Source organism: Plantactinospora alkalitolerans (assembly GCF_015690345.1).
Lineage (GTDB): Bacteria > Actinomycetota > Actinomycetes > Mycobacteriales > Micromonosporaceae > Plantactinospora > Plantactinospora alkalitolerans.
The window spans coordinates 21,990-28,502 of sequence record NZ_JADPUN010000108.1 but is presented as its reverse complement, the minus strand read 5'-3'; the positions used below and the strand labels follow the sequence as shown (position 1 = coordinate 28,502).

Here is a 6,513-nt window from a genome sequence, read left to right as displayed (position 1 = left end):
GGGCGAGGAAGTCGGAGACGGTGAGGGCGGGGAGGAGGCAGCGGACTTCCTGTTCCTCGCGCACCCGACCAGCGGCACCATTGCCGCGACCCCGAGAAGGACACGCCGGCTGATGGTCGGTCGCGATGACGTCATCCTCATTCCTCCGCTGGTCGGCCCCGAGTGCGGGCGACGTACTCCCGCAGGCCCGGCGGCCAGGCTTCCAGTTCCCGGTCAACCAGTGCCTCCGCGTGCTCCGGCACCGCCTCGACCCGGTGGAGCCTGTGGTGTCCATCGAGTGGACGGCCCTGAAACACCTGGTGTGAGAGCCGTCCGTCGAGGGTGAAGCCCCGGTGCACCAGCCTGCCGTAGACCGTGCCGTCGGCAACGAGTTCCGATCCGGGCACCCACCGCCACCGGCCGCCGCTGACCGTCGCGTGCACCAGCAGGCTTCCCGGGTACCGCCACGTCGGATCGTCCACCACGATGACCGAGCCGGAGCGCAGCCGAAGCGGCTGGGTGGTTGCCTCGACGAGTGCGTCCCGCAGGTCGTCGTCGGCGACCGTGATCCGATCCAGCAGGTGCGCCGCCTCCACCGCGTCGACGTTGCCGTAGATGTCGTAGAAGGAGCCCGAGATGCCCTCCGCGAGCGCGGTGTGCAGCTCGGGAATCTCGGCCGCCTCCAGAAAATAGTCGCGCTTCGCCGTCCACGGCACCGGTCCCGCCGCGCTCAGCAGCCGGTGCCAACAGGAGTGGGGCGTTTGCGCCGCCAGGCTGGTGAACACCCCCGGCGCCTCCGACCACGCCTCGAAGTAATCGACCCACAGCCCGTACTCGCCCGACGCGGCGACCGGTCCGGGACCGTGGACCAGCATCGCGGCGAACTGGCGTACGACCCAGTCACGCAGGGTCTGCTCGGCGGAGGACCAGACATGTCCCAGGTACATCAGCGCGCCGTACGACGGGTGATGCTGGTGGAACAGGATCCAGGCGGCGGCAACCTGTGCGGGCTCGCCGGAGAAGTCCAGCGAGTGGGGATCGACCTCGCCGGCAATCGACTCGCTGTCCCGGATTGCCACGGCCAGTTCGTCATCGAGGACTTTGCGGTCCACTCCGATCGTGGCCAGCTCGCGGTCCCACTGCGGGCTTCCGATTCTGGGTGGGGTCGACCGTGGCCCTGACATCTGGCCTCCCGCCGATCAGTCGCAGTGCTCGAACGGGCTGTTGTAGCTGACTCCGGCGGCCGAGCCGCCCCACCGTACGCACATCCCGGCGGCCTTCGTCCGCACCGGACCGGCGTAGTACGCGAAGGAGCCACTGTCGGTGCTCCGGGTCCGGCCCTGCACCTCCAGGTACGTCGAGACCGCCGTGGCCTTGCCAATCGAGGTGGACTTGAGGGCGACGGTGCAGTTGTAGCCGTTGCCGGCGTTGTACAGCAGGTACACCTTGCCTCGTTGGACGCCGTCCGATCCGGTCAGCGTGGCCGAGTCGATGACCTGGTAGCCGCTGCCGCAGACCTTGCCGGGGGTGTGTGGGTTGCTAGCCGATCCCCCGCCCTGCGCGGTGGTCGGTTTCGGACCGCCAGTGGTGTCCGCGCCGGCACCCCGCGAGGGTGTCGAGGGGGCCGGTGCGCCGGGGGCCTTCGCCGACTGGCTCGGCCTGGCGGTCGCCGTCGCGCGGGCCGCCGGCCCGGTGTTCCCGTCGCCGGGCTCCGCGCTGGCGGAGGTCCCGACCCACGCTTTCGTCACCGGCCCCGCCGAGGATCCCTCCTCGTCGGGGCGCAGGGCCACGAGGGCGGCGACGCCGGCGAGCGCGACGACGACGGCTCCGGCCACGCCGGCGAGCAGGACGTGGCGGCGCCGGTTGCCGACGGCGGCGGAGGGGGAAGGTTCCGCGGCCGACCGGCCGGAGTGCTGGCCCCAGCCGTTTTCGGTCCGGGGCCGGGGCGGGATGGACCGCAACTCCGGGCGGGTGTCCGGTACCGGATTCCCCGTCATGCCGGTGGCGCCGAGACCGCCGGTCGTAACGTCGGCACCGGCACCGGAGGCTGCGGCACCGGAGGCTGCGGCACCGGCGTCGAAGGGCGCGACCGGCGGCGGCGGTGGGACCGACGCCGCGTTCTGTGCGGCGCGGGCGGCGTCGGCGAACACGGCAGCACTCGGGTACCGGCCGGCGGGGTCCTTGGCCAGGGCCCGGCTCACCAGCGCCGCCACCGGTGCGGGTACGTCGGCCGGCAGCGCGGGTGGTGCGTCCTGAAGATGCTGGGTCACCACGTGCAGCGGATTGGTGCCGGGGAACGGGGGTCGGCCGGTCAGACAGGAGTACGCGACCGCGCCGAGCGCGTAGACGTCGGTGGCCGCCGAGACGGGCCGCCCGGCGATCTGCTCCGGAGCCATGTACTGCACCGTGCCGAGCACGACGTTGGTGCCGGTGATGCTGGTGACGTTGCCGGACCGGGCGACGCCGAAGTCGACGAGTACGACGCTGCCGTCCGGTTGGACCAGCAGGTTGCTCGGCTTGACGTCCCGGTGGACGATGTTGGCGTTGTGCGCGACGTGCAACGCCTGCGCGGCCTGGGCCAGTACGGAGATGGTCTCGGCGACACCGAGCCGGCCGGCGGCCCTGATCCGTTTCGACAGCGGTACGCCCTCGATGTACTCCATCACGAGGTAGTCCACCCGGTGGCCGTCGACCATCGCGTCCTCGCGGTAGTCGTGCACCGCGACGATGCCGGGATGCCGCAGGGCGGCCAGCAACCGCGCCTCGGTGCGGAACCGGGTGATGAACTCGGTGTCGGAGACCAGCGCCGGCAGCAGCACCTTGACCGCGACCCGGCGTCCCAGCAGGGTGTCGCTGGCCGCCCAGACCTCTCCCATGCCGCCGGTGGCGATCCGATCGTCGAGCAGGTAGCGATCGTGAAGCACGACTCCCCGGGTCAGCACCCGACCACGGTACCCGCCGCGTTCCGGGGGCGAACGCCGTGCCGGTGCCGGCCGCCGACGGTACTCAGAACCCTTCCGGAGCGTGTGGCACGTAGTGCTCGCCGAGCCGGCGCAGTTCGTCCTCGCCGAGATTCAGCTCGACCGCGGCGACCGCGTCGGTGATGTGCGCGGGCTTCGTCGCGCCGACGATCGGGGCGGTCACCGCCGGCTGGTGGCAGAGCCAGGCCAGCGCGACCTGGGCCCGGGACACGCCGAGTTCACCGGCCACCGCCGCGACCGTGTCGACGACCGCGCGGTCGGCCTCCTCGGCCTGCCGGTAGAGGGTGCTGCCGAACCGGTCGGTCTCGCTGCGCCGCGTACCGGCGTCCCAGTTCCGGGTCAGTCGGCCTCGGGCGAGAGGACTCCAGGGCAGCACCCCGACGCCCTGGTCCAGGCAGAACGGGAGCATCTCCCGCTCCTCCTCGCGCATGATCAGGTTGTACTGGTCCTGCATCGACACGAACCGGGTCCAGCCGTTCCGGTCGGCGACGTGCTGCGCCTGCGCGAACTGCCAGGTCCACATCGACGAGGCGCCGATGTAGCGGACCTTGCCGGCCCGGACCAGGTCGTGCAACGCCTCCATCGTCTCCTCGATCGGCACGTTCGGGTCGTACCGGTGGATCTGGTAGAGGTCGATGTAGTCGGTGCCGAGCCGGCGCAGGCTCTCGTCGGCCTGGGTGAGGATCGCCGCCCGGGACAGGCCGCCGCCCTTCGGCCCCGGACCCATCCGGCCGTGCACCTTCGTCGCGATCACCACCTCGTCGCGCTTCGCGAACTCGCCCAGCAGCTTCCCGGTGATCTCCTCACTGGTGCCGGCCGAGTAGACGTTGGCGGTGTCGAAGGTGGTGATCCCGGCCTCGATCGCCTGCCGGACGAACGGTCGCGCCTCGTCGAGGCCGACCGACCACTCGTGGGTGCCGCGCTGCGGGTCGCCGAAACTCATGCAGCCGAGGACGACTCCCGACACTTCCAGTCCCGAGTTGCCCAACCGTACGTAGCGCATCAGTTCTCCTCGGTCTCCCCGCGTGCGGTGCCCGACCCCGGCCTGGCGCGGCCACGCGCGGCACCCGTCCCGGCAGCAACGTACCGCCGGTCGGACCGACCGGAAACGGCGACCTCACCAACCGGCCGGGCGTCAACCGGGTGACGAACGTCACCTGGTAGCCGAGGTCGGACGCGACCCGGGCGGTGGTTTCCACGCACTGCTCGGTACGGATTCCGCAGACCGCCACCTCGCGTTGGAGTTGGCGGCCCAGATCAGGCGCTGCCGGAAGGATTCCTGTACGTCGATGACGACGAGTGCGCGCAACATGCCCCCGATCCTGTCGCTCCGGACCCGTCCACCGTCAGTCACCATCATGCCCCGTTCCGGAACGATCCGGTCAGCACGACGAACTGCGTCGAGTCCCAGCCGGTGACGTGAACCGGTCCGGGAACCGTCGCGTCGCCGACGGCTCCCGGACCGGGGGGTCTTACCAACTATGGGACCGGTTTCCCGGTCCCGACCGCTACTTCGTGACCGTGAAGGCGATCCGGCTGAGGGTGTCCTCGATGCCGGTGAAGCCCTCGTTCGGGTTGAACTCGTCCTCGCCGAAGTCGACGTCGACGTCGTCGGCGGTGCCGCCGACGCCGTCCGGGCCGACCCCGAACATGACCGGGAAGTTGCCGCCCTGGTCCATCACGTTGGCCTGCTCGTTGAACTGGTCGACGTGCCAGTTGCCGAGGAAGTGCCCGGCCTCGTGCGCGGTGACGTTCCCCACCGCCTGGCCGACGAAGGCGATCCGGTCGCTGGCGTCGGTCAGGTACGTGTTCAGCGAGGGCGCGTCCCCGGCCGGGTCGCTCAACACGTCGAGCAGCACCAGTGCGGAGTCCTCGGTGCCGAAGTTGCCCGGGTCGATCGACTCGGCGATGCCGATCGTGTCGATTCCGGACTCGGCGATGGAGCCACCGATGATCACCCGGCTGACGTTCGCCTCCCCGAACGGGTCGGCGTGGTCCCGGCTGTTCCGGATCCGAAGGTCGAAGCGCTGGTTGAGGCCGCTGGCGACCATGTCCGACCGCAGGTTCTCCGTCACCTCGGCGATGATCGCGTCGATCACCGCGTCCTCGTCGTCGGCGCTGAGCCCCCACCGGCCGAGGAAGGCGCGGAACGGGCTGAGCGTACGTACGCCCGGACCGCCGAAGATGCCCGTGTTGATCCGCTCCCCGTCGAAGTCGAGGAAGATCGTCTGGCGGGGACGCTCGCCCTCCAGGCCGGGCCGGTACGCCTCGACCGTGACGTCGTAGTTCCCGTCGCCGGCGCTGATGCCGACGTAGTGCCAACCCGCCTTGTCGGCCACGTGTTCGGTGACCCCGTTGCCGCCGCCCGGCAGCGGGCTGCTCGCCGGGTAGAGGCTGCTGGCGTCCTGATCGGACCCGTGCACCTCACGCCGATCCGGGTCGAAGATCTTCACCTTGGTGGCCGCATCCTGCACCGAGGCACCGAGCACGTCGCCCGGACGCAGCCGTACGGCGTAGAAGTCGACGTCCTGCTCGCCGGTGTGGATGGTGACCTGGTACGGACCCTCGGTGCCGACGCCCAGCCCGCTGCCGGAGTCGAACGGGTCGACCGGCAGCGACGGCCAGCCGACGACCGCCGCGTAGTAGCTGCCGTCCTCGGTGAACTCGTGGACCAGCAGGCTGTCGTAGCCGTCCGCGGTGTCGTCGTTGAGCGCCACCATCTCGCCCTCGGAGTTGTAGAGGGCGACGATCGAGTCCAGGTCGTCCGTGGGAGTGTCGATGTCGATCGTCACGGACTCCCCGGCGACCCCGGTGACCTCGTAGAAGTCGAAGTCACCCGTGCCGTCACCGGCGCTGCCGTGCGGACCGTCGCCGATCTCGGCGGTGGTGGTTACCGCCTTGCGGGTGTCGCCGACGCCGGTCTCGCCGGCCAGCGGGATCGCCCCGTCATCCTCCGGAGTCGGCGCGATCTCCTCCGCGTCCACCTCCTCCGGCGAGAGCGTGCCGAGGATCCGGAGCTGGAAGTTCTCCTTGGCGCCGGTACCGAAACCGGTGATCCGCTGCGCGGTGGCCGGGGTGTCGTTGCCGTTCCGGATACCGGCCGGCTCCTCCTCGTCGGCCAGCAGCGGCGCGGCGAGTGCCGCCCGTTGCTTGGCCCGCAGGTCGGCGCGCTGGTCGCCCTTTGCGGCCAGCCAGTTCCGCCAGCCGAGGTAGTCCGCCTTGCTCGGATCCGGCAGCATCGCGAGGAACGGGTTCGGCCCCGAGGGCGCCCGGCTCGCGATGCCGGGCTTCGACTTGGCGGCGGCCGTGCCCGGCGTACCACCGTCCTCGGGGCCCGGCCGGGCCTGGGCGCTGGTCGGCGTCAGCACCGCGGCCACCAGTGTTCCGGCAGCCAGTATGGCGATTGGTCGACGCATGTATCCCCCTGTCGTCGTGCCATCGTCGGTGGCCCCCGCCACCGATGGCTACCGTGACGCTACTGATTTGCCCGGGAGATTCATAGAAGTACAGAGATATTTGGATTTCGTGTCGCCGCGCACGCTGACCATTTCGT

General features: G+C 70.6%; 4 protein-coding genes and 1 pseudogene. All 5 read right to left on the bottom strand.

Annotated features, from left to right (window positions below):
• Window positions 1-137: 137 nt before the first annotated feature.
• The 5 genes and pseudogenes from I0C86_RS09510 to I0C86_RS09490 all read right to left on the bottom strand — a co-directional run bounded on the left by I0C86_RS09510 (window position 138) and on the right by I0C86_RS09490 (window position 6,376).
• Entirely contained in the window at window positions 138-1,163 is a 1,026-nt protein-coding gene (locus tag I0C86_RS09510; protein WP_196200849.1) for a septum site-determining protein MinC, read from the bottom strand.
• A 15-nt stretch (window positions 1,164-1,178) separates the two neighbouring features.
• Window positions 1,179-2,921 carry a serine/threonine-protein kinase gene (locus I0C86_RS43140; protein WP_196200848.1) on the bottom strand — a complete coding sequence of 581 codons (1,743 nt, stop codon included), beginning with the start codon at window positions 2,919-2,921 and terminating at the stop codon, window positions 1,179-1,181.
• Between the two features lie 64 nt (window positions 2,922-2,985).
• Window positions 2,986-3,963 carry an aldo/keto reductase gene (locus I0C86_RS09500; protein ID WP_196200847.1) on the bottom strand — a complete coding sequence of 326 codons (978 nt, stop codon included), beginning with the start codon at window positions 3,961-3,963 and terminating at the stop codon, window positions 2,986-2,988.
• A 151-nt stretch (window positions 3,964-4,114) separates the two neighbouring features.
• A pseudogene (locus tag I0C86_RS43135) lies at window positions 4,115-4,192 on the bottom strand (isochorismatase family protein); the annotation flags it as partial.
• A gap of 276 nt (window positions 4,193-4,468) precedes the next feature.
• Window positions 4,469-6,376, bottom strand: a complete 1,908-nt coding sequence (locus I0C86_RS09490; protein WP_196200846.1) for a PPC domain-containing protein — start codon at window positions 6,374-6,376, stop codon at window positions 4,469-4,471.
• Between the last annotated feature and the right edge of the window lie 137 nt (window positions 6,377-6,513).